This is a genomic window from Pseudonocardia humida (assembly GCF_023898865.1).
Classification (GTDB): domain Bacteria; phylum Actinomycetota; class Actinomycetes; order Mycobacteriales; family Pseudonocardiaceae; genus Pseudonocardia; species Pseudonocardia humida.
Map to the genome: position 1 here is coordinate 168,507 of NZ_JAGSOV010000040.1, position 21,648 is coordinate 190,154.

The 21,648-nt window shown below is 72.0% G+C and carries 19 protein-coding genes; 13 read left to right on the forward strand and 6 right to left on the reverse strand.

Annotation, left to right across the window (positions count from 1 at the left end; translation table 11 throughout):
• The first annotated feature begins 45 nt into the window (after nucleotides 1–45).
• The 4 genes from KDL28_RS19815 (at nucleotide 46) to KDL28_RS19830 (ending at nucleotide 4,863) form a co-directional block, all read left to right on the forward strand.
• Entirely contained in the window at nucleotides 46–1,404 is a 1,359-nt protein-coding gene (locus KDL28_RS19815; RefSeq protein ID WP_252440801.1) for an APC family permease, read from the forward strand.
• Between the two features lie 140 nt (nucleotides 1,405–1,544).
• Nucleotides 1,545–2,846 (forward strand): citrate synthase, encoded by a 1,302-nt coding sequence (locus tag KDL28_RS19820; RefSeq protein ID WP_252440803.1) that lies wholly within the window; start codon nucleotides 1,545–1,547, stop codon nucleotides 2,844–2,846.
• Nucleotides 2,847–2,896: 50 nt separating this feature from the next.
• Nucleotides 2,897–4,285 (forward strand): cryptochrome/photolyase family protein, encoded by a 1,389-nt coding sequence (locus KDL28_RS19825; protein WP_252440805.1) that lies wholly within the window; start codon nucleotides 2,897–2,899, stop codon nucleotides 4,283–4,285.
• 68 nt (nucleotides 4,286–4,353) lie between these two features.
• Entirely contained in the window at nucleotides 4,354–4,863 is a 510-nt protein-coding gene (locus KDL28_RS19830; RefSeq protein ID WP_252440807.1) for a sunset domain-containing protein, read from the forward strand.
• 111 nt (nucleotides 4,864–4,974) lie between these two features.
• On the opposite strand, the gene KDL28_RS19835 is transcribed toward KDL28_RS19830, so the two are convergent.
• The gene (locus tag KDL28_RS19835) at nucleotides 4,975–6,156 is read right to left on the reverse strand and encodes an ABC transporter permease (RefSeq protein ID WP_252440809.1); all 1,182 of its coding nucleotides are present in this window, start codon (nucleotides 6,154–6,156) and stop codon (nucleotides 4,975–4,977) included.
• Nucleotides 6,157–6,229: 73 nt separating this feature from the next.
• Nucleotides 6,230–7,138, reverse strand: a complete 909-nt coding sequence (locus tag KDL28_RS19840; protein ID WP_252440811.1) for an ABC transporter ATP-binding protein — start codon at nucleotides 7,136–7,138, stop codon at nucleotides 6,230–6,232.
• Nucleotides 7,139–7,277: 139 nt separating this feature from the next.
• On the opposite strand from KDL28_RS19840, the gene KDL28_RS19845 reads away from it, so the two are divergent.
• From KDL28_RS19845 to KDL28_RS19855, 3 genes are all read left to right on the forward strand, one after another.
• Nucleotides 7,278–7,616, forward strand: coding sequence for an ArsR/SmtB family transcription factor (locus KDL28_RS19845; protein ID WP_252440813.1), 339 nt, complete (start codon nucleotides 7,278–7,280; stop codon nucleotides 7,614–7,616).
• Nucleotides 7,594–8,103 carry an SRPBCC domain-containing protein gene (locus KDL28_RS19850; protein WP_252440814.1) on the forward strand — a complete coding sequence of 170 codons (510 nt, stop codon included), beginning with the start codon at nucleotides 7,594–7,596 and terminating at the stop codon, nucleotides 8,101–8,103. The genes KDL28_RS19845 and KDL28_RS19850 overlap by 23 nt, the downstream gene beginning before the upstream one ends.
• Before the next feature lie 319 nt (nucleotides 8,104–8,422).
• Nucleotides 8,423–9,169 (forward strand): DUF998 domain-containing protein, encoded by a 747-nt coding sequence (locus KDL28_RS19855; protein ID WP_252440816.1) that lies wholly within the window; start codon nucleotides 8,423–8,425, stop codon nucleotides 9,167–9,169.
• On the opposite strand, the gene KDL28_RS19860 is transcribed toward KDL28_RS19855, so the two are convergent.
• Complete coding sequence (locus KDL28_RS19860; RefSeq protein WP_252440818.1) at nucleotides 9,124–10,953, reverse strand: sigma-54-dependent Fis family transcriptional regulator; 1,830 nt, start codon at nucleotides 10,951–10,953, stop codon at nucleotides 9,124–9,126. The genes KDL28_RS19855 and KDL28_RS19860 overlap by 46 nt on opposite strands.
• A 355-nt stretch (nucleotides 10,954–11,308) precedes the next feature.
• On the opposite strand from KDL28_RS19860, the gene KDL28_RS19865 reads away from it, so the two are divergent.
• The 6 genes from KDL28_RS19865 to KDL28_RS19890 all read left to right on the forward strand — a co-directional run bounded on the left by KDL28_RS19865 (nucleotide 11,309) and on the right by KDL28_RS19890 (nucleotide 18,690).
• Complete coding sequence (locus KDL28_RS19865; RefSeq protein ID WP_252440863.1) at nucleotides 11,309–12,949, forward strand: ferritin family protein; 1,641 nt, start codon at nucleotides 11,309–11,311, stop codon at nucleotides 12,947–12,949.
• A gap of 116 nt (nucleotides 12,950–13,065) precedes the next feature.
• Nucleotides 13,066–14,103, forward strand: coding sequence for an FAD-binding oxidoreductase (locus KDL28_RS19870; protein WP_252440820.1), 1,038 nt, complete (start codon nucleotides 13,066–13,068; stop codon nucleotides 14,101–14,103).
• Between the two features lie 87 nt (nucleotides 14,104–14,190).
• On the forward strand, nucleotides 14,191–15,378 hold the full coding sequence (locus KDL28_RS19875) for an aromatic/alkene monooxygenase hydroxylase subunit beta (protein WP_252440822.1): 1,188 nt from the start codon (nucleotides 14,191–14,193) through the stop codon (nucleotides 15,376–15,378).
• Nucleotides 15,375–15,755, forward strand: coding sequence for a propane 2-monooxygenase effector subunit MimD (gene mimD / locus KDL28_RS19880; protein ID WP_252440824.1), 381 nt, complete (start codon nucleotides 15,375–15,377; stop codon nucleotides 15,753–15,755). Before KDL28_RS19875 ends, mimD begins: the two co-directional genes overlap by 4 nt.
• 118 nt (nucleotides 15,756–15,873) lie before the next feature.
• Nucleotides 15,874–17,559: a chaperonin GroEL gene (gene groL / locus KDL28_RS19885; RefSeq protein ID WP_252440826.1), complete on the forward strand. Its 1,686-nt coding sequence runs from the start codon at nucleotides 15,874–15,876 to the stop codon at nucleotides 17,557–17,559.
• A 9-nt stretch (nucleotides 17,560–17,568) separates the two neighbouring features.
• On the forward strand, nucleotides 17,569–18,690 hold the full coding sequence (locus KDL28_RS19890; RefSeq protein WP_252440828.1) for an amidohydrolase family protein: 1,122 nt from the start codon (nucleotides 17,569–17,571) through the stop codon (nucleotides 18,688–18,690).
• Here the strand turns inward: KDL28_RS19890 and KDL28_RS19895 are convergent.
• From KDL28_RS19895 to KDL28_RS19905, 3 genes are read right to left on the reverse strand one after another with little or no spacing between them, the layout of a single operon-like run.
• Entirely contained in the window at nucleotides 18,674–19,921 is a 1,248-nt protein-coding gene (locus KDL28_RS19895) for a flavin-dependent oxidoreductase (protein WP_252440830.1), read from the reverse strand. The genes KDL28_RS19890 and KDL28_RS19895 overlap by 17 nt on opposite strands.
• A gap of 40 nt (nucleotides 19,922–19,961) precedes the next feature.
• A complete protein-coding gene (locus KDL28_RS19900; protein ID WP_372497021.1) occupies nucleotides 19,962–20,735 on the reverse strand; it encodes an ABC transporter ATP-binding protein in 774 nt (257 codons plus the stop codon).
• Nucleotides 20,732–21,592: an ABC transporter permease gene (locus KDL28_RS19905; protein ID WP_252440832.1), complete on the reverse strand. Its 861-nt coding sequence runs from the start codon at nucleotides 21,590–21,592 to the stop codon at nucleotides 20,732–20,734. The genes KDL28_RS19900 and KDL28_RS19905 overlap by 4 nt, the downstream gene beginning before the upstream one ends.
• Nucleotides 21,593–21,648 lie beyond the last annotated feature (56 nt).

Sequence of the window (21,648 nt, forward strand, 5' to 3'; positions counted from 1 at the left end):
TGATCAGAAGATGACGAACGGCGTGACGGGGTTCACCATCTGCGCATGGCGGACACCAGCACGGCACCACCGCAGCCGGCGCTCAAGCGGGCCATCGGTCCGAAGCTGCTGCTGTTCTTCGTGATCGGCGACATCCTCGGCACCGGCATCTACGCCCTGACCGGATCGGTCTCGGCCGAGATCGGCGGGGCGCTGTGGCTGCCGTTCCTGCTGGCGTTCGTGGTCGCCTTCCTGACCGCGTTCAGCTACCTCGAACTGGTCGGCAAGTACCCGCGGGCCGCGGGCGCGGCGCTCTACACGCACAAGGCGTTCGGGATCAACTTCCTGACCTTCATGGTCACCTTCACGGTCATGTCCTCCGGGGTGACCTCGGCGGCGACCGCGGCCAAGGCGTTCGGCGACACCTACCTGCGCCAGTTCATCGAGCTGCCGACGTGGGCGGTGGCCGCGGTGTTCATCGCCGGCCTCGCGTTGATCAACTTCCGGGGCGTCGGCGAGTCGGTCAAGGCCAACGTGGTGCTGACCTGCATCGAGCTGTCCGGCCTGCTGCTCATCATCGGGGTCGGGGTGTACGCGGTCATGCAGGGCCAGGGCGAGCCCACCCGGCTGATCGAGATCGACACCGGCGACTCGACGGCGTTCCTGGCCATCACCGCGGCCACGTCGCTGGCGTTCTTCGCGATGGTCGGCTTCGAGGACTCGGTGAACATGGCCGAGGAGTGCCACGACCCGCCGCGGATCTTCCCGAGGGCGATGCTGCTCGGGATGGGCATCGCCGGGCTGATCTACGTGGTGGTCGCGGTGCTGTCCTCGCTGCTGGTGCCCGCTGAGGACCTCGCCGCGGCCAAGAGCGACGCGCTGTTCCGGGTGCTGGAGGCGGGTGCGCCGGGCTTCCCGCTCGGCGTGTTCGCGGTGATCGGGCTGTTCGCGGTGGTCAACTCGGCGCTGATCAACATGCTGATGGCCAGCCGGCTGCTCTACGGCATGTCCAACGAGCGGGTCATCCCGAGCGTGTTCGGCCGGGTGCACGCCGGGCGCCGCACCCCGTGGGTGTCCATCGTGTTCACCAGCGCGATCGCCGTCATCCTGGTCGCCACGGCCGACATCTCGCTGCTCGGCGGCACCACGGCGCTGCTGCTGCTGGCGGTGTTCACCATCGTCAACATCGCGGTGCTGGTGCTGCGCAAGGACGAGGTCGAGCACGAGCACTTCACGGCCCCGTCCTGGACGCCGTGGCTGGGCATCGTGCTGTGCGGCTTCCTGGCGACCCCGCTGTCGGGCCGGCCGCTGCAGCAGTTCCTGGTGGCCGGCTACCTGCTGCTGGCCGGCGTGGTGCTCTGGGTGATCAACTACTACGTCGTCGGCAAGGTCGAGGTGGACGCGGAGCGGTTGGGCAAGTCGTGACCGGCACGCGCAGCCGATCGTGTCGCGACGCGTCGCCCTAGATCACACGGTTCGTCCGGCGCGTCCCACGTCCCGCGCACTAGCGTGGCAGGTCACCACAGGAAAACGGGACAACGAACCGAGTGCGAGGGAACCTCCACATGGCCGACGACACCAAGACCGCCGTGTTGCACCACCCCGGCGGCGAGCACGAGATGGCGATCAGCCCCGCCACCGAGGGAGCGTCCGCCTTCGACATCAGCAAACTGCTGCCGTCCACCGGGCTGGTCACGCTGGACTCCGGATTCGGCAACACGGCGTCGTGCAAGTCCGAGATCACCTACATCGACGGCGACGCGGGCATCCTGCGCTACCGCGGCTACCCCATCGACGACCTGGCCGAGAAGAGCACCTTCCTGGAGACCAGCTACCTGCTCATCTACGGCGAGCTCCCCAGCGAGGACCAGCTCGCCGACTTCAGCAACAAGATCAGCCGGCACACGCTGCTGCACGAGGACCTGAAGCGGTTCTTCGAGGGCTTCCCGCGCGACGCGCACCCGATGCCGGTGCTGTCCAGCGCGGTCAGCGCGCTGTCGACCTTCTACCAGGACGCGCTCGACCCGTTCAACCACGACGCGGTCGAGCTGTCCACCGTCCGGCTGCTGGCGAAGCTGCCGACGATCGCGGCCTATGCCTACAAGAAGTCGGTGGGCCAGCCGTTCCTCTACCCGGACAACTCGCTGGGCCTGGTGGAGAACTTCCTGCGGATGACCTTCGGGTTCCCCGCCGAGCCCTACGAGGTCGACCCGGCCTTCGCCAAGGCGCTGGACACGCTGCTGATCCTGCACGCCGACCACGAGCAGAACTGCTCGACCTCGACCGTGCGGCTGGTCGGCTCGTCGCAGGCCAACCTGTTCGCCAGCGTGTCGGCCGGCATCAACGCGCTGTTCGGGCCGCTGCACGGCGGGGCGAACCAGGCCGTGCTGGAGATGCTGCAGAAGATCCAGGTCGAGGAGAACGGCGACGTCGAGTCGTTCGTGAAGCGGGTCAAGAACAAGGAGGACAAGGGCGCCCGGCTGATGGGCTTCGGGCACCGCGTCTACAAGAACTACGACCCGCGGGCGAAGATCGTCAAGCAGAGCGCGGACGAGATCCTGAGCAAGCTGGGCGTCACCGACCCGCTGCTGGACATCGCCAAGGCGCTGGAGGAGAAGGCGCTCGCCGACGACTACTTCATCGAGCGCAAGCTCTACCCCAACGTCGACTTCTACACCGGCGTGATCTACCGGGCGATGGGCTTCCCGACCAAGATGTTCACGGTGCTGTTCGCGCTGGGCAGGCTGCCGGGCTGGATCGCGCACTGGCGGGAGATGATCAACGATCCGACCACCAAGATCGGGCGCCCGCGCCAGGTCTACACCGGCGCGACCGAGCGCTCGTACGTGCCGATGGGTGATCGCTGACCCGTCGGGTTCGGCGCGCGGCACTCGTCCGGTCGCACTAACGTCGCCGCATGGCTGAACGCGCCCGGTCGGCGGTGGTCTGGTTCCGGCGGGATCTGCGGGTCGGCGACCAGCCGACCTTCCTGGCCGCGGCCGACGCCGCCGACCGCGCGCTCGCGCTCTTCGTGCTCGACCCGGCGCTCACCGGGCCGTCGGGAGGGGCGCGGCTGACGTTCCTGTACCGCGCGCTGCGCTCGCTCGACGCGGCGCTGGGCGGGCGGCTGATGGTGGTCCGGGGCGATCCCGCGGACGTGGTGCCGCGGGTCGCCGCCGCCGTCGACGCCGCCTCGGTGCACGTCGCGGCCGACTTCGGGCCCTACGGCAGGCGCCGCGACGAGGCCGTGGAGAAGGCGCTGGTCGACGCCGGGCGCGCACTGGTGCGCACCGGGTCGCCGTACGCCGTCGCGCCCGGGCGCGTGCGCAAGGCCGACGGCGAGCCGTTCCGGGTGTTCACGCCGTTCCGCCGGGCCTGGCTCGAGCACGGGTGGCGCGCACCGGCCGACACGTCCGCGGGCACCGTCGACTGGCTCGACCCGGACGGCGGCTCCTCGGCCGTGCCCGTCCCCGACGACGAGCGGGTGCCCGCGGAGCTGCCCGAGGCCTCCGAGGCGGCGGCGCTGCGGCAGTGGGAGGCGTTCCTGTCCGACGCCGTCGACCGCTACGGCGACGACCGCAACCGCCCCGACGTCGAGGGCACGTCGCGGATGTCGGTGTACCTGAAGTACGGGCTGGTGCACCCGCGCACGCTGCTCGCCGACGTGGCCCGGAAGCGGGGGGAGTCGAGCGAGGTCTACCGCAGCGAGCTCGCCTGGCGCGACTTCTACGCCGACGTGCTGTTCCACCGGCCCGACTCGGCGAGGCAGAACTACGACAAGGCCTTCGACGCGCTGCCGCTGGCCTCCGGTGGAGATGCTGTCGCCGCGTTCGACCGCTGGCGCGAGGGGCGCACCGGCTTCCCGATCGTCGACGCCGGGATGCGCCAGCTGCGCGAGCAGGCCTGGATGCACAACCGGGCCCGGATGATCACCGCCAGCTTCCTGGTCAAGGACCTGCACCTGCCGTGGTGGTGGGGCGCGCGGCACTTCATGGCCCTGCTGGTGGACGGCGACCTGGCCTCCAACCAGCACGGCTGGCAGTGGACCGCGGGCACCGGCACGGACGCCGCGCCCTACTTCCGGGTGTTCAACCCGATCACCCAGGGGCAGCGGTTCGACCCCGACGGCGACTACGTGCGCCGGTTCGTGCCCGAGCTGCGGGGTGTCGCAGGCAAGGCCGTGCACACGCCGTGGGAGCTGCCCGACGGGCCGCCCGAGGGCTACCCCGAGCCGATTGTCGACCACGAGGCCGAACGGCAGGAGGCGCTGCAGCGCTACGAACGGGTCAAGGCCGCCCGCCGGTGACCGCACGCGGCGCGCCGTCCGCGGGTGACGGGTCGGCTGCGGTGCGCGGCCGGGTTAGTCTCGGGCCCATGGCAGAGGACTCGTCGTCGCCCCGCCTGCGCTGGCTGCTGCTGCTCCTGCTGCTGGGCGGCGTGGTGTACGTCGCGCGGTCGCGCCCGGCGGTGGAGAGCACGCCCGCGCCCACGCCGGAGCCGCCGCGCCCGCTGCTCCTGCCGGACGGGCCGCAGCCGCGCCCGGTGGCGCAGCGGCGGACCGCCGAGCCCGCGGCGGCGCAGGCGGCGCCCGCGCCGGTGGAGTCGCCCACGATGGAGCTCCCGGTCGTCGACGCCCCGGGCGGGCGCCGGGCGCGCCGGACGGTCCTGGAGGTCCCGGAGGCCGCCGCGCTCGCGCAGCCCGATGGCTCGCCCCCCGGGCCGGAGTACACGATCAAGGCCAAGTCGGGGTCGGAGCTGTTCCACGGCCCGGACAGCCCGTACTTCGGGCGGACGCGCGCCGAGTTCTGGTTCCGCACCGCCGCCGAGGCCCGCGCCGCCGGCTTCACCGAGTGGACGCCGCGGCGGCGCAGCTCCTCCGGCTGAGGCCCGGAGCCCGAGCCACGTCAGGGTCTGCGTGCTCCTCGCAGATGCGCTGGACCCCGCGAGGAGCACGCCGCCCCTGCGAGGACGGCGGTCCTTGCGCGACCTTTCACCTCAGCGTGAGCGCAGGGCCTCCAGGAGGCTGACCCGGGCGCCGGTGCGCAGGATCGAGTTGCGGTAGATCCGCGCGGCCACCCGCACCACCAGGAAGATCGCGACCACGGCGATCAGCGCGGACAGCGCGACCTCCCAGAGCGGGGCGACGCCGAGGGCGTAGCGGGCCGGCATCACCGTCTGGGACAGGAACGGCACGAACGACAGCACCGCGAGGATCGGGTTGCGCGGGTCGTTGGGCAGCAGGTTGAGCGTCAGGATGAACGGGATGATCACGATGAAGACCATCGGGGCGATCAGCGACTGCAGCTCCTCCTGGCGCGAGACCGTGGAGCCGAGTGCCGCGTAGACCGCGGCGAACAGGAAGAAGCCGATCAGGTACCAGACCAGCACCATGACCAGCATCCCGACCGCCGCGGTCGGCAGCGTCAGCAGCCCGAGCGCGGCGGCGGCGCCGGCCGCGACGGCGCCCAGGATGACCATGGTGAGCAGGCCGGCCGCGCCGATCCCGAGGACCTTGCCGGTCAGCAGGTGCCAGGGCTTGATCGTGGCCAGCAGCAGCTCGACCACCCGGCTCTGCTTCTCCTCGACCACCCCGCTGGCCACGCCCGCTGCGTACTGCAGGCCCATGAACAGCAGGAACGTCCCGGCCAGGGCCACCGCCAGCTGCTGGCCCCGCTCCGGGTCGACCGGCTCGACGGTCGACGGGGTCACCTGCGCCTGCGCGGTGAGCGAGGCCGGGTCGACGCCGGCGTCGGCCAGCGCGGTGGCCAGCGCCTGCTGCTGGGCGGCCGCGACCACTACCGGCGTCAGCGTGGAGTCCACCGCGTCGCGGTAGAGCAGCTGGTAGCCACCCGTACCGCCGCTGAGCAGCGCGTCGAGCTCGTCCGCCCCGACCTGCGCCCGGCCGGTGCCGCTGTCGACCTCGTCGAGTGCCAGCGCGACGCCCTGCTGGTCGGCGACCTGCTCCAGCACCGGGCCCAGCGCCGCGGCATCCGGGGTGACGCCCAGCGTGCGGCCCTCGGTCTGGCTGGACACGAACACGATGACGCCGGCGGTCGCGGCCAGGATCACCAGGGTGAACACGATGCCGATGACGAAGCTGCGCGAGCGGACCTGGGTGACGAACTCCCGGCGGGCGACCAGCATGATCGCCTGGCGTCCCGTCAGCGGCGTGCTCATCGCTCTCCCTCGCTGCGCGAGCTCGGCGCCTCGCACAGAGGCGCTGTGGTGGACGATTCGCTCGCAAGCTCGCTCATGCCGGCACCGCCGTCGGGGCGGAGGACTCCACGACGTCGCGGTACAGCTCGGTCAGCGGTGGGCGCCACCGCCGGAACTCGTGCACCGGACCGGCGGCGACGGCGGCGGCGAGGACCTGCTGGTCGTCGGTGCCCTGGCCCAGCCGCAGCCGGGTGGCCGGGCCGGGCGAGGCGATGACCTCCACACCGGTCAGCCCGTCGGCCCATCCGGGCGGCGGCCCCTCGACGTCGAGCACGACCCGGCCGTCGCGGGCACGCAGCTCCTCGACGCTGCCGGTGGCCACCATCCGACCGGCCGAGATGATGCCGATCCGGTCGCACAGCCGCTCGACCAGTTCGAGCTGGTGGCTGGAGAAGATCACCGGCACGCCGGTGCCCGCCTTGTCGCGCAGGACGCTGCTCATCACCTCGACGGCGGTCGGGTCGAGGCCGGAGAACGGCTCGTCGAGCACCAGCACCTCGGGGTCGTGCACCAGCGCCGCGGACAGCTGCACGCGCTGCTGGTTGCCCAGCGACAGCTTCTGCACCTCGTCGCCGAGGCGGGCGGACACCCCCAGCCGCTCGGTCCACTGCTCCACCGCGGCGCCGGCCTCGGCGGCGGTGAGCCCGTGCAGCTGGGCGAGATAGCGCAGCTGGTCGCCCACCTTCATCTTCGGGTACAGCCCGCGCTCCTCGGGCATGTAGCCGATCCGCCTGCGCAGGTCGGCGTCCACCGGCCGGCCCTGCCAGCGCACCTCCCCGGCGTCGGCGGACAGCACCCCCAGCACGATCCGCATGGTGGTGGTCTTGCCCGCGCCGTTGCTGCCGACGAACCCGAACACCTCGCCCGGCCGCACGGAGAAGGTGACGCCGTCGAGCGCTTGCACGGACCCGAACCGCTTGCTGAGCCCCCCGATCTCCAACATGGGCCGACCCTAACGGGCGATCGCGGCGGGACGCCCGGTCCGCCCGTCATCAGCGACCGGGGCAGGTGTCACCGGTGCGGATGACAGGTGCGGGCCGAGCCGTTGACAGGCAACAATTTTGTTGCCTATTCTCGTCCCGGTGCGCGACGATGACGCCGTCTTCAACGCACTCGCCGACGGGAGCCGTCGCGAGCTGCTGGACCGGCTGTACGCCCGGGACGGCCAGACGCTGCGGGAGCTGACGGCCGGTCTGCAGATGAGCCGGCAGGCGGTCAGCAGGCACCTCGGCGTGCTCGAGGGGGCCGAGCTCGTCGTCACGCGCCGGTCGGGCCGGGAGAAGTTCCACTTCCTCAACCCGGTGCCGATCCAGCTGATCCACGACCGGTGGATCGACAAGTACACCGAGCGGCCGGTGACGGCCCTCGTCGACCTCAAGACCGAACTGGAGCAGCGCCATGACCTCATCGACCCACCGTGAGACCGGCACCCGGGCCACCGATCCCGGGGACGTCCAGGTCTACCGGGTGCACATCAGGGCCACCCCGCAGGCGATCTGGGACGCGATCACCAGGCCGGAGTGGACGGTCCGGTTCGGCTACCAGGCGCCGGTCGAGTACGACCTGCGGCCCGGCGGCGCCTACCGGGGCCTGGCCAGCGAGGCCATGAAGCAGTACGGCGCCCCGGACGTCGTGATCGACGGCGAGGTCGTCGAGGCCGACCCGCCGCGCCGGCTCGTGCAGACCTGGCGCGCGCTGTTCCTGGACGAGGGCTTCACCCGGCTCAGCTACGAGATCGAGGACGAGGGCGACGGGGTCTGCAGGCTCACCGTCGTCCACGACGTCACCGGCGCACCGGGAACGGCGGCGCAGTGCGCCGGTCGGACCCCCGGCGCGGGCGGCGGCTGGAGCCAGACCCTCAGCGACCTGAAGACCCTGCTGGAGACCGGCCGAGCGCTGTACCGCTGAGCGCCCGCCACCCCTGCCGCTGAGCCGCCCGGCACCGGGGCGGCGCCCGAACCGATCACGGACCGACCGCGACCGACCACGGCGGTCGCCGGCGACCGATCACCCACCTGAGCCCCACCTCCCGCTCCGGCCCGGCCCGTCGTGGCCCCGGCCGACCTTCCCGGCCCTCGCCGACGCGCGGCGTCCCCGTCCGACGCCCCGCGCATGCCGCCGCGTCCCGCCGCGTCCAGCGGCGCCGGCTGCCTCGTCGTGCCCCGACGGGGCGACGGACGCGCAGCCGCACACGCCCTTCCGGCACGACCACGACAGGAGTCGACCCATGCCCGCAGACGCCTCCCGCACCTCCGACGCCGCGTCCCCGCCCGGTGCCCGCCCGGCGGCCGCGCCCTCGCGCGCGACCCGCATCCTGCTCGCCTGCGGTGTCGTCGCCGGCCCGCTGTTCGTCCTGCTGATCCTGGCGCAGGCGATGACCCGCGACGGGTTCGATCCCCGCCGGCACCCCCTCAGCCTGCTGAGCCTGGGCGAGCAGGGGTGGATCCAGACCGTCAACTTCCTGGTCAGCGGCCTGCTCGTGGTCGCTTCAGCGCGCGGCGCGGCGCGGGTGCTGAGCCCGGGCTCGGCGGGGCGCACCTGGGGGCCGGCCCTCCTGGGCGTCTACGGGGCGGCGCTGGTCTGGGCCGGGGTGTTCCGCACCGACCCGGCCGACGGGTTCCCGCCCGGGGCCCCCGCCGGCCCGGCCGATGCCGGCTGGCACGGCCTCCTGCACAACATCGCGCCGGTCGGCATGGGTGTCGCCCTCAGCGCGGCCTGCCTGGTGTTCGCCCGCCGGTTCGCCCGCGACGGACGGCGCGGGTGGGCGGCCTACAGCGCGGTCGCCGCGGTCGCGTACTACGTCCTCGGGTTCGCGGCGTTCCCGGCCCAGGACTTCCGGCTCATGCTCGCCGGCGGCGCGGTCATCTGGACCTGGGCCGCAGCCCTGAGCCTGCGGCTGCTGGTCGACGCCCGGGCCGCCGACCGGGATCAGCCCCGCCCGCCGGCCGCCGGGCCGGGCACGGAGATGCCGTAGCCGCGGATCTTGCGGTAGATCGTGGCCCGGGACATCCCCAGCTGGCGGGCGGCCTCGGCCTTGTTGCCCGCGTTGTCCAGCAGCGCGTCGACGATGGCGTCGCACTCGATGGCCTCGAGCGGGGTGAGCACGCGGCGGGTCACCGCGCGGGCCTCGGCGGGCAGGTCGGCGGGCACCAGCTCGCCCGCCCGGCGGCGGGCGACGGTCTTGCGGAGCACGTGGTAGAGCTGCTCGACGTTGCCCGGCCAGCGGTTGCGCATCAGGACGCGCAGCGCGTCGGGCGAGCAGGTCAGGTCGTGGCCGCGGGTGAGCCGGGCGAGCAGGTGGGGCACCAGCTCGGCGACGTCCTCGACGTGGTGGCGCAGCGGGGGAACCGGGACGGTGCGCGGGAACAGCTCCAGCAGCTCGGCGGGGCCGCGGCCGGCGTCGACCGTGGCGACCACCCAGGGGCGCTCGGGGTCGGTGGACTCGCGGTGCGGTTCCAGCGCGTCGGCCAGGGCCTGGCGGCCCTCGGCGGGCAGCCGGTCGACGTGGGTGATGACCAGGGTGCCGCCGCCGGTCTCCAGCTCCTCGATGATGTCGGCGACCCAGCGGGCGCCGTAGTCGTCGGCGTCGAGCACGCGCAGGTGCGCGGCCGGGGTGCGGGCCTGGTGGGTGGCCCGGGCGACGGTGGTCTTGCCGGTGCCCGGCTCGCCCTCCAGCACCACCCACTCCCGGTTCTGGAAGTGCCGGTCGACGGCCTGGCAGCACTTCATCCAGCGCAGCCCGGAGCCGACCGCGGCGGGCAGCGCGAGCTGGGGGAGGGTCGTCGTCGCGTGGGCGGAGGGGGTGGGGTCGGGGGCGGCCAGCTGGACGTGCAGCACGCCGCCCGCGCCGCCGCGCTCGGTCCAGCTCGCCCGGCCCTGCACCCTGGCGACCGACCCGCTGGGCAGGTCGACCAGGGTGAGCCTGCTCGGTGAGTTCAGCGCCTCCATCGCCCCGGCGACCAGCGCGACCTGGTCGGACGGGTCGATCAGCTCGCGGGCCTTGTCGTTCATCATCACCAGGTCGGGGCTGACGCCGAGCACGGCGCCCCGGCCGCGCTGGCACGCGGTCAGGTAGTCGTGCAGCAGCGCGAGCTCGCGGGGGCCGGACTGGTCGAGCAGCGAGCCCTCGATCTGGCGGGCGATGCGGCTGACCGCCATGGCCATGAACCGCCCGGCGTCCGGGCGCCAGCAGGTGAGGTCGATGACGCCCATCAGCTTGCCGGTCACCGGGTGCCAGATCGGGGCGCCCGCGCAGGCCAGGTCGGCGAGGTTCTCCACGTAGTGCTCGTGGCCGTAGACCTGGACCGGGCCGCGGCCCTCCAGCGCGGTGCCGATGCCGTTGGTGCCGATGTACCGCTCGGCGTAGGAGAAGCCCGGCGCCAGCCACACCTTGTCCAGGTGCTGGTTGAGCGTCGAGTCGCCGGTGCGCCGCTCCAGCACGACGCCGTCGGCGTCGGTGAGGATCACGCTGACCGGCTCGGTGGCCAGCTGGTCGGCGATGTCCGCGATGACCGGCTTGGCCGCCCGGGTGAGCGGGGAGTCGGGGTCGCGGTCGTACTCGCAGGACAGCTCGACGTCGTCGGTGGCGACGTCCCACTCCTGGGACCTGGTCCAGGAGGCGAGGATGGTGTCGCGGACGGTGCCCGCCTCCACCGCGTGGTCCACCAGGAACGAGGTCCGGGCGCGCACGAGGTCGTCGACGGCCCGCTCGGGCCGTTGCGACGATCCGACGCGGGATCTGTGGTTCGGGCGGGCCAACGGGTTGCCCTCCTCGGCGTAGCGCCGCTCCGCGCCATCGCAGGAGCAACTGCCAGGAACGGTACCGGGCACCGCGCGCCGCGAACAGGGCACGGCGAACGGCCCAGAGTCTCATATTGAGACCCCGTGACCTGCGGCGGGGCGGTGTGATTCGGGGCACGAGACATCCGGTCGCCGATCGGCCCGCGCACCACTCGGCGCCCGACCGTCTCGCGTCCCACCCCAGCTGCCGGCCCACCCGCGCCGGACCGGCAGTCGGAGAGGGCAGACCACGCGCCCGTTCCGCGCCCCCGCGCAGTGCGTAGCGGTGCTCGGCCCACCACAGCAGTGAGGAGACGATGTGAGTCGGCAGAGTCTGGCCAAGGCTCATCAGAAGATCCAGGAACTGGCCTGGGAGCCGCAGTACCACGAGCCGTACATGAAGTACGGAACCGACTACACCTTCCGCAAGGCGTCGAAGAAGGACCCGCTCAAGCAGGTGCTGCGGTCCTACTTCCCCATGCAGGAGGAGAAGGACCACCGCGTCTACGGCGCCTCCGACGGCGCGATCCGCGGCAACATGTTCCGCCAGGTGCAGGAGCGCTGGCTGGAGTGGCAGAAGCTGTTCCTGTCGATCATCCCGTTGCCGGAGATCTCCGCGGCGCGCTCGATGCCGATGCTGTTCCACGTGGTCCCGAACCCGGAGCTGCACAACGGCCAGGCGATCCAGATGATCGACGAGGTCCGGCACAGCACGATCCAGCAGAACCTCAAGCGCCTGTACATGAACAACTACATCGACCCGGCGGGCTTCAACAACAGCCTGCGCAACTTCCAGGGCGACTACTGCGGCACCATCGGCCGCCAGTTCGCCGAGGGGTTCATCACCGGTGACGCGATCACCGCGGCCAGCATCTACCTGACGATCGTCGCCGAGACGGCCTTCACCAACACCCTGTTCGTGGCGATGCCCGCCGAGGCCGCCGCGAACGGTGACTACCTGCTGCCCACGGTGTTCCACTCGGTCCAGTCCGACGAGTCGCGCCACATCTCCAACGGCTACGCCACGCTGCTGATGGCGCTGTCGGACGAGGACAACCGCCAGCTGCTCGAGCGCGACCTGCGCTACGCGTGGTGGAACAACCACCGCGTGGTGGACGCGGCCATCGGCACGTTCATCGAGTACGGCACCAAGGACCGGCGCAAGGACCGCGAGTCCTACGCCGAGATGTGGCGCCGCTGGATCTACGACGACTACTACCGGTCGTACCTGGTCCCGCTGGAGAAGTACGGCCTGGTCATCCCGCACGACTTGATCGAGGAGTCGTGGAAGCAGATCTGGGAGAAGGGCTACGTCCACGAGGTCGCGCAGTTCTTCGCCACCGGTTGGCTGGCCAACTACTGGCGCATCGACGCGATGACCGACACGGACTTCGAGTGGTTCGAGCACAAGTACCCGGGCTGGTACGACAAGTACGGCGCCTGGTGGGAGAACTACAACCGGCTGGCCACGCCCAACGGGCACAACCCGATCGTGTTCGAGGACGTCGACTACGTCTACCCGGCCCGGTGCTGGACCTGCATGGTCCCGTGCCTGGTCCGTGAGGACATGGTCACCGCCGAGGTCGAGGGCCAGCACCGCACCTACTGCCACGAGGTGTGCCGCTGGACCGACGTCGAGGCGTTCCGGCCCACCTACCAGGGCCGGGAGACCCCGAACATGGGCCGGCTGGTCGGCAAGCGCGAGTGGGAGACCCTCTACCACGGCTGGAACTGGGCCGACGTGGTCTCCGACATGGGCTTCGTCCGCGACGACGGCAAGACGATGACCGCGCAGCCGCACCTGGACCTGGATCCCAAGAAGATGTGGACCCTGGACCACATGCGGCGCTGTCCTCCGCTGCTGAGCCCGAACGTGCTGCTCAACGAGATGAGCGACGCGGAGCGGGCGGCGTACGTCGCCGACTACAACAAGCAGGGCCCGGCCGGCCGTCCGGCACCCGCCTCGAACGCCTGAGCGCGGGTCAGGTGAGGGGGAGGGGCCGACGACTCCATCGTCGGTCCTTCCCCTGCCATGCCCGTTCTCGTGCCTGTCTCCGCTGACTGTCCCGCCCTTCCCGCGAGAGGCGCTCCATGGGTGAGAAGCACGTCGTCCGGTTCGAGCCGGTCGGGATCGAGATCGAGGTCGACGAGGACCAGACGATCCTGCGGGCCGCCGCCGAGCAGGGCGTCCAGCTGATGCACGGCTGCAAGGAAGGCCAGTGCGCGGCCTGCAAGTCCTTCGTCCTGGAGGGCGAGGACATCGAGCTCGACAAGTACTCCACGTTCGCCCTGCCGGACTACGAGAAGGAGGAGGGCTCGACCCTGCTCTGCCGGGCGCACGCCTACGAGGACCTCGTCATCGAGCTGCTCAACTACGACGAGGAGATCATCCGGTCGGGCCTGCCGCTGCGGAAGGGCGTGGCCGAGGTGGTGTCCAACGAGCCGGTCACCCACGACCTGCGCCACCTGGTGCTGAAGCTGGTGGAGCCCGCGGAGATCAAGTTCTTCCCCGGGCAGTACCTGGACATCACCGTCCCCGACACCGAGGAGAGCCGCTCGTTCTCGATGGCCAACGTCCCCGACCGGGACGGCGGGGTCTTCGAGTTCGTGATCAAGGTCTACCCCAACGGCCTGTTCTCCGAGTTCCTCGCGACCAAGGTGGCGGTCGGTGACCGGCTGGAGGTGGAGGGCCCGTTCGGCACCTTCACGCTGCGCGAGAGCCGGACCTCCCCGCTGGTGTTCGTGGGCGGCGGGGCGGGGATGGCGCCGGTGCTCGGGCTGCTGCGGTCGATGGCCGACCGCGGCGTAGACCGGCAGGCCGTCTTCTACTACGGCGCCCGCCAGCGCCGGGACCTGTGCTTCGAGGAGGAGCTGCGGGCCCTGCAGGCGCGGCTGCCCGGGTTCCGGTTCGTCCCGGCGCTGTCCGAACCCGCGGACGACGACCAGTGGGACGGCGAGGTCGGGATGGTCACCGACGTCCTCGCCCGCCGCGAGCCGGACCTGGCCGGCCGGGACGCCTACGTCTGCGGTCCGCCACCGATGGTCGACGCGGCCATCCCCGCTCTGACCAGGCTCGGAGTGCGCGAGGAGAACATCTTCTACGACAAGTTCACCACCACCGGTGAGTGAGTTCACGAACGGACCATTGGCACAGCGCTCGCGAAGCGCCGACCGAGCGCAAGCGAGGGAGAGCGTGGAGCAGGAAGGCGAGGACTCATGACGACCACCGAACGCCCGGAGCGGAGCGTCCCCAAGCCGCAGTTCACCGACGCCGAGGCGGGGGCCAGGGAGTTCCCCGACTCCGGGCCGGGCGCCCGCCGCTACAACTACTACGAGCCGGCCAAGCGCAAGCAGACCCACTACGAGGACGTCACCGTCGACGTCCAGCCCGACCCCCGGCACTACCTGTCCCAGGGCTGGATCTACGGCTTCGCCAACGGCGAGGCCGGCTACCCGCTGCACTGGACCAAGCTGAAGGCCTGGGGCGTGGACGAGCCCGAGCCGCAGCGCGGGCCGGGCAGCGGCGGCCTGCAGGTCAAGCAGTGGCCCGCGCACGGTTGGCACGAGTTCCGGGATCCCAACGAGGAATGGGAGATGACGTTCTACCGCTACAACGCGAACGTCGTCCGGCAGGTCAACCAGAACATCGACAACGCCCGCGAGGGCAAGTCGTTCGAGCAGTGGACGCCGAACTGGGTGCGGTTCGTCGAGCGCAACGTCGGCGCCTGGATGCACATCGAGCACATCCTCGGGCTCTACGTGTTCGCCGCCTGCAACCGGTCCGGCCCGACGAACATGCACAACACCGCGATGGCGGTGAACAGCATGCACAAGATCCGGTTCGCGCAGGACCTCGCGCTCTACAACATGACGCTGACCGAGGAGATCTCCGGCTTCGACGGCACCGCGCACCTGGACGCCTGGAACAACGACCCGGCGTGGCAGGGCGCGCGCAAGGTCACCGAGAAGCTGACCGCCGTCGACGACGACTGGGGCGAGTCGGTGTTCGCCACGAACGTGGTGTTCGAGCCGCTGATCGGCGAGCTGTTCCGCAGCAACCTGGTGATGCAGGCGGCCGCGCAGAACGGCGACTACGTGACCCCGACCGTGGTCGGTGCGGCCGAGCACGACTTCTCCGCCCGGGACCTGCGTTGGACCCAGGCCTGCTTCGGCCCGCTCACCCAGGACCGCGAGTTCGCCGACCACAACAAGGCGCTCATGCAGGGCTGGCTCAGCGACTGGGTGCCGCAGTGCCTGGAGGCGGCGCGGGCCATGCAGCCGCTGTGGAGCATGCCGGACGCGAAGCCGCCGCGCTTCGAGGACAGCCTGGACCGGGCCAAGAACCGGTTCGCCGCGATCGTGGTCGACCTCGGACTGGAGATCCCGAAGGAGCTGAAGCAGTGACCGGATTCAAGACGGCCGAGAGCCCGTTCAAGTCCGACAGCACCCCGTCGAACAAGGCCGGCGTGACCCTGATGAACAACCAGATCGGGGTCGTCGTCGCCGATGTGATGAGTCGCCAGGAGAACGTCACGGTGACCCACCTGCCGTCGATGATCCGGGTCGACTGCGTGGGCCGGATGGACTTCGTCTACGACGAGATCTCCGAGGCGCTCGGCGAGGAGGAGGGCTTCTACGACGCCTCGGAGTTCGAGGAGAACATGTCCACGCACTACGGGAAGATGATCCACATGGATGACCGGACCGTCATGTTCGGGAATCTCGAGGAGGCCGCCGAGTTCATCGGCGACATGCTCCCGCCCCAGGTCCAGCGCAGCTAGCGCACCCGCTCCGGCACCACCCCGGTCGTCGCCCGCGCAACCCGGCGCGCGGCGGCGGCCGGGCGCTTTCCGAGTCGTCCCACCCCGCGCAGCAGACGATCCGTCCCCAGGAGGACCCGTGGCCAAGGAACTGAAGTTCGGACAGGAAGCCCGCGACCTGCTCAAGGCGGGTGTCGACCAACTGGCCGAAGCGGTGAAGTCCACGCTGGGGCCCAAGGGCCGCAACGTCATCCTGGAGAAGATCACCGGTACCCCGGAGGTCACCAACGACGGGGTGACCATCGCCCGCGAGATCCACCTGCGCAACCCGTTCGAGAACATGGGCGCGCAGGTCGTCAAGGAAGCCGCGATCAAGACCAACGACACGGTCGGCGACGGCACCACCACGGCCACCGTGCTCGCCCAGGCGATCGTCCGGGAGGGCAACCGGGCGATCGCGTCCGGCGGCAACCCGGTGCTGGTCAAGCGCGGCATCGACATGGCGGTGGCGGCGATCGTCGAGCACCTGGCCACGGTCGCGCACCCGGTGGACAACCTGGAGCAGCTGGCCAGGGTGGCGGCGATCTCGGCCAACGACGACGAGCTGATCGGCGAAGTCGTCGCCCGCACGCTCTACACCGTCGGCGACGACGGCGTGATCTCCGTCGACGACGGGCCGGTGCTCGGGCTCACCGTCGACTTCGTCGAGGACTTCGAGTTCGACAACGGCTACGTCTCGCCGTACCTGGTGACCGACCCGGGCAGCATGACCGCGGTGCTCGACGACGCCTACATCCTGCTCAGCGCCGAGAAGATCAACGACGTGCGCAGCCTGATGCCGGTGCTCGAGAAGATCATGCGCGACCCCCGGCCGCTGGTGATCGTGGCCGAGAAGGTCGAGGGCACCGCGCTGCAGATGCTGGTGCACAACCACGTCAACGGCCACATCAAGGTCACCGCGATCCAGGCCCCCGGCTTCGGCGAGAAGCGGGTGCACATGCTGGAGGACATCGCCGCGCTCTGCGGCGGCAAGGTGCACTCCAAGGCCTCCTCGTTCGCGCTGGAGCAGATGGGCGTCGAGCACCTGGGCCGGGCCGGGCAGGTGCGCGCGACCAACGAGCACACCGTGATCATCGGCGGGCAGGGCGGCAGGGACGCCGTGGAGCGGCGGCTCGCCCAGCTGCGCGCGGAGATGCACCGGGCCAGCCTCGGCACCGACGAGGACTGGCTCACCGAGCGCATCGCCCGGCTGTCGGGCAAGGCCGCGATCATCACCGTGGGCGCGCCGACCAACGCCGAGCTCAAGGAGATCCGCCACCGCGTCGACGACTCGCTGCAGGCCACCCGGGCGGCGATGGCCGAGGGGATCGTGGCGGGCGGCGGGTCGGCGCTGCTGCACTCCGAGCACGTCCTGGACAAGATGGACGTCTCCGGCGACTACGAGATCGGCGTCGACATCGTCCGCCGGGCGCTCAGCGAGCCCGCGCACCTGATCGCCACCAACGCCGGCCACGACGGGTCCGAGGTGGTCAAGCAGGTCACCGAGATGGGGGTCGACCACGGCTTCGACGCCCTGGAGGGCCGCTACGGCAACATGATCGAGCTGGGGATCATCGACCCGCTGCGGGTGGTCCGCTCCGCGCTGCAGAACGGCGCCTCGTCCGCCGGGCTGATCCTGACCACGAACTCGCTGGTCGCCGAGGAGCAGACGCCGTGGAACAAGGCGCTGATGACCGAGTTCGGGCCGCTCGACGACGGCATCCCGCAGCCCTCGCCGGACTCCAGCACCCCGCAGTCGCTGGGTCTGGGCCCGCAGGTCGGCTAGAGGGGCGCCGTGTACACCGTCGGGGGCCGGACCTTCCCGGTGGTCGACGCCCAGGTGCACATCTGGGACGCCAGCCCGCACAACCAGGCGGCCCCCGCCGGTGAGTCCTACGCGATCGACCTGCTGCGCCGCCACCGCGAGCTGGACGGCGCCGGCGTACCGCCGCACGAGGTCGAACGGGTCTCCGAGCGCAGCCTCAACCGCGACGTGTTCGGCGACGGGCACGTCGACCGGGCGGTGCTGCAGCCCGTCGTGCTCGGCGAGCTGTTCGTGCTGGGGTTCAGCCCGCTGGAGTGGCACGCCGAGATGGCGGGCTGGATGCCCGACCGGTTCGTGCTCTCCGGCGAGCTGGACCCGGGCGGCGGGCAGCCGGGGGCGCGCGGGCTGACCCCGCGGGTGCGCCGGTTCGACCTGCGCGGGCTCACCCTCTGCGAGCGGGGCCGCCCGGCCGGGCGGCTGGCCCTGGGCGACCCCTGGCTGCGCACCGTGCTGGCCCGCTGCGCGGCGGCCGGGGCGGACGTGGTGCACATCGGCGTGGGCCCGTCCACCCGGCAGGCGCCGTGGCGGCGCCCCGAGCCGCCGGTCGGGGCGGTCCGGGCGCGCCCGCCGGTGGTGCCGCGGTGGGCCGAGCCCGTGCGCGCGGGCTCGGCGCGGCCGGTGCGGGCGGGCGCGGAGGCCAGGGTGGCCCCGCCGGGCTTCGACACCGGGGAGTTCTGCGAGCTGGCCGCGGCGCTGCCGCAGGTCCGGTTCGTGCTGGGCGCGGGCTGCCTGCCCACCCGCAGGCTGTGCGAGCTGGCGGTCATGCCCAACGTGCACGTCGTGCTGTCGGAGATCCTGCCGTGGACCGGGTCGCAGGGCTTCGCGCACGCGTTCGGCGCGCTGCTGGCCGCCTTCGGCGCCGACCGGCTGCTGTTCGGCAGCGGCTACCCGATGGTGCGCCCGGGCCGGCTCGTGCGGGAGCTGGCCGGCTACCGGTTCCCCGGCGAGCTGGTGGCCCGCTACCCGCGCTGGGACGACGCGGCGGTGGCCGCGGTGCTCGGCGGCAACGCGGCCCGGCTCTACCGGATCGCGCTGCCGGGAGCGGTACCGGCCCCGGGCAGCCGCCAGGGTGCGGTCAGCCGGGCCGGTTGACGCGTTCCGGCGAGGCGCCCGAGAGCTGCTGGTAGCCGGTGACGATCTCCTCCAGCTCGGCCGGGCTGATGACGTCCTCCAGCCGGTCGAAGCCCTCCGGGGCGCGCCGCTGGACCTCGTCGATGACCCGCTCGGGGCCGCCGATCCGGTTGCGCAGGACCACCTCGGTCGTCGCGGGCAGCCGCTCGGCCTCGTAGGCCCGCAGCGCCGCCACCGGGTCGTCGGCGTGCTGGGCGAAGCTCGCGGCGAGGCAGGTGGCGTCCAGGATCGCCTGGCCTGCGCCGTTGGAGCCCATCGGGTACATCGGGTGCGCCGCGTCGCCGAGCAGGCTGACCCGGCCCCGGCTCCAGAACGGCAGCGGGTCGCGGTCGCACATCGGGAACTCGAAGATCTCGGCCGTGGCGTCGGCCAGTGCCGCGTGGTCGAGGAAGGGGCTGTGGAAGCGGGGCAGCTGCGCGGCCAGCTCGGTGCGGTCGCCGGGGCGCGACCAGTCCTCGCGCCGCGGCGGCGGGTCGCCGTCGGCTCCGAGCTGGACGCAGACCGCCCAGTTGGTGAGCCGGGTGTCGGGCGTCGACCCGGCGGCGATCGGGTAGACGACCAGCTTCGCGTCGGTGCCGCCGGCGATGAGCACCGTGCTGCCGTCCAGGAAAGCCGGCCACTCGGTGGCGCCGCGCCACATGAGCACGCCGCTCCAGCGCGGCGGGCCCTCCTGCGGGAACAGCGACTCGCGCACGCTGGAGTGGATGCCGTCGGCGCCGATGAGGGCGTCGGCCGCGGCCTCGGCCACGGGCTCGCCGGCCCGGTCGGTGAACCGCGCCGTCACCCCGCCGGCGTCCTGCTCGATGTGGGCCAGGCGGTGCCCGGTGCGGATGGCGTCCGGGCCGATCCGCTCGCGCACCGCGTCGGCCAGCAGCTGCTGGAACCGGCCGCGGTGCAGCGAGAACTGCGGCACGGCGAAGCCGGCGTCCAGGCCGCACGGGCGGCGCTGGATGACCGGCCCGAGCCGGTGGGCGTAGATGAGCTCGGTGGGCCGGATCGCGGCCGCGTCGAGCCGGTCGAGCAGCCCGACGTCGACCAGCTCGCGCACGGCGTGCGGCAGGGCGTTGATGCCCACGCCCGCCCCGCGGATGCCGTCGGCCTGCTCGTAGACCTCGGCGTCGACGCCCGCGGCGTGCAGGCGCAGCGCGGTGACGAGGCCGCCGATGCCGGCCCCGATGATGACTACCTTCATGCCGTTCCTCCCCGACGTGGTGTTCCGGCTGCTCGCGCACTCACGAGTGCACCAGCTTGGCGACCTCGGTCCGCAGCCGCACGAACTCCGCCGACCCCCGGGTGACCACCTGGTCGCGCTCGACCGGCAGGTCGACGTCGAGGGTCTTCAGCACCGTCGCCGGCGACTTCGACAGGACCAGGACCCGGTCGGAGAGGTAGACGCTCTCGTCGATGTCGTGGGTGACGAGCAGGATCGTCGTGCGGTGCTCGGCGCGGACCCGCAGCAGCAGGTCCTCCAGGTCGGCCCGGGTCTGCGCGTCCAGCGACGCGAACGGCTCGTCCATCAGCATGAGCGCGGGCCGGTAGGCCAGCGCCCGGGCGATCGAGACGCGCTGCTGCATCCCGCCGGAGAGCTGCCACGGGCGCTTGCCGCCCTGGCCGCCCAGGCCGACCATGCCCAGCGCCTCGGCGACGCGCGCACGCCGCTCGGCCTTCCCGAGGCGGGTCCGCAGCGGGAACTCGACGTTTCCCGCCACCGACAGCCAGGGGTAGAGCGAGCGGCTGTAGTCCTGGAACACGACGGCGAGGTCCTCGGAGACCCCGGTCACCCGCTCGCCGTGCAGGACGACCTCGCCGCCGGTCGGGGAGAGCAGCCCGGCGACCGTGCGCAGCAGGGTCGACTTGCCGCAGCCCGACGGCCCGACGATGCACACGAGCTCGCCCGCGCGGACCTCGAAGCTGACGTCGCCGATCGCCGTCGGGGCGTCGGGGCCGCTGCCGAACCGGTGCTGCAGCCGGCTCACCGCGAGCATGGTCCCCGCGGGCTCGGTCATGATCCACCTTTCCGGGTGCCGCCGGGCTGCCAGGCCAGGACCCGCCGTTCCACGGCGAGCAGCACCGAGTTGAAGAGGTGGCCCAGTGCGCCGAGCAGCACCACGGCCGCCCACATCGTGTCGAAGTCGAAGCGGCGCTGGGCCAGCGCGAGCTGCAGCCCGATGCCGTTGGTCGCGCCGACCAGCTCGGAGATCACCATCAGGATCAGCGCGAGCGACAGGCTCACCCGCATCCCGGCGAAGATCTTGGGCAGGGCGGCGGGGAGCACCACGCCGAACACCCACTGGCGGCGCGGGATGCGGAACACCTGGGCGGTCTGCACCTGCACCGGGTGCACCGAGCGGGCGCCGTCGGCGCTGTTGAGCAGCACCGGCCACACCACGCCGAAGATGATGGTGGCCAGCTGCATCGGGGTGCCGAGCTCGAACAGCACCAGGAAGACCGGTACGAGCGCGGGCGGTGGGATCGCCCGGGCGAACGCCAGCAGCGGACCGGCGTAGTCCATGGCCGTCGCCGAGCGGCCCAGCGCGCAGCCGAGGCTCACCCCGACGACCACGGCGACCGCCCAGCCGCCCAGCATCCGGGCGAGGCTGGGCAGGATGTTCTGCACCGCGACGTCGGACAGGAACAGCTGCGAGGCCGGACCGCCCAGCCAGGTCTCCCAGAAGGCGACGGCGATGTCGGTGGGCGGGGGGAAGAACGGGCTGTCGCCCGCCCGCGCGGCGATCTCCCACGCGATCACGGCCACGATCGGGACGGCCACCCGCTGCAGGGTGCTGGTGGCCCGGCGGCGGGCGCCCGCACCGCCAGCGCGGTGCGGGCCGCGCACCGGACGCACCGCGGTCGTCGCGCTCATCGCACTCCCTCGCTGCGCTCGGTCGACGCTTCGCATGGGCGCGGTGCCGATGGTTC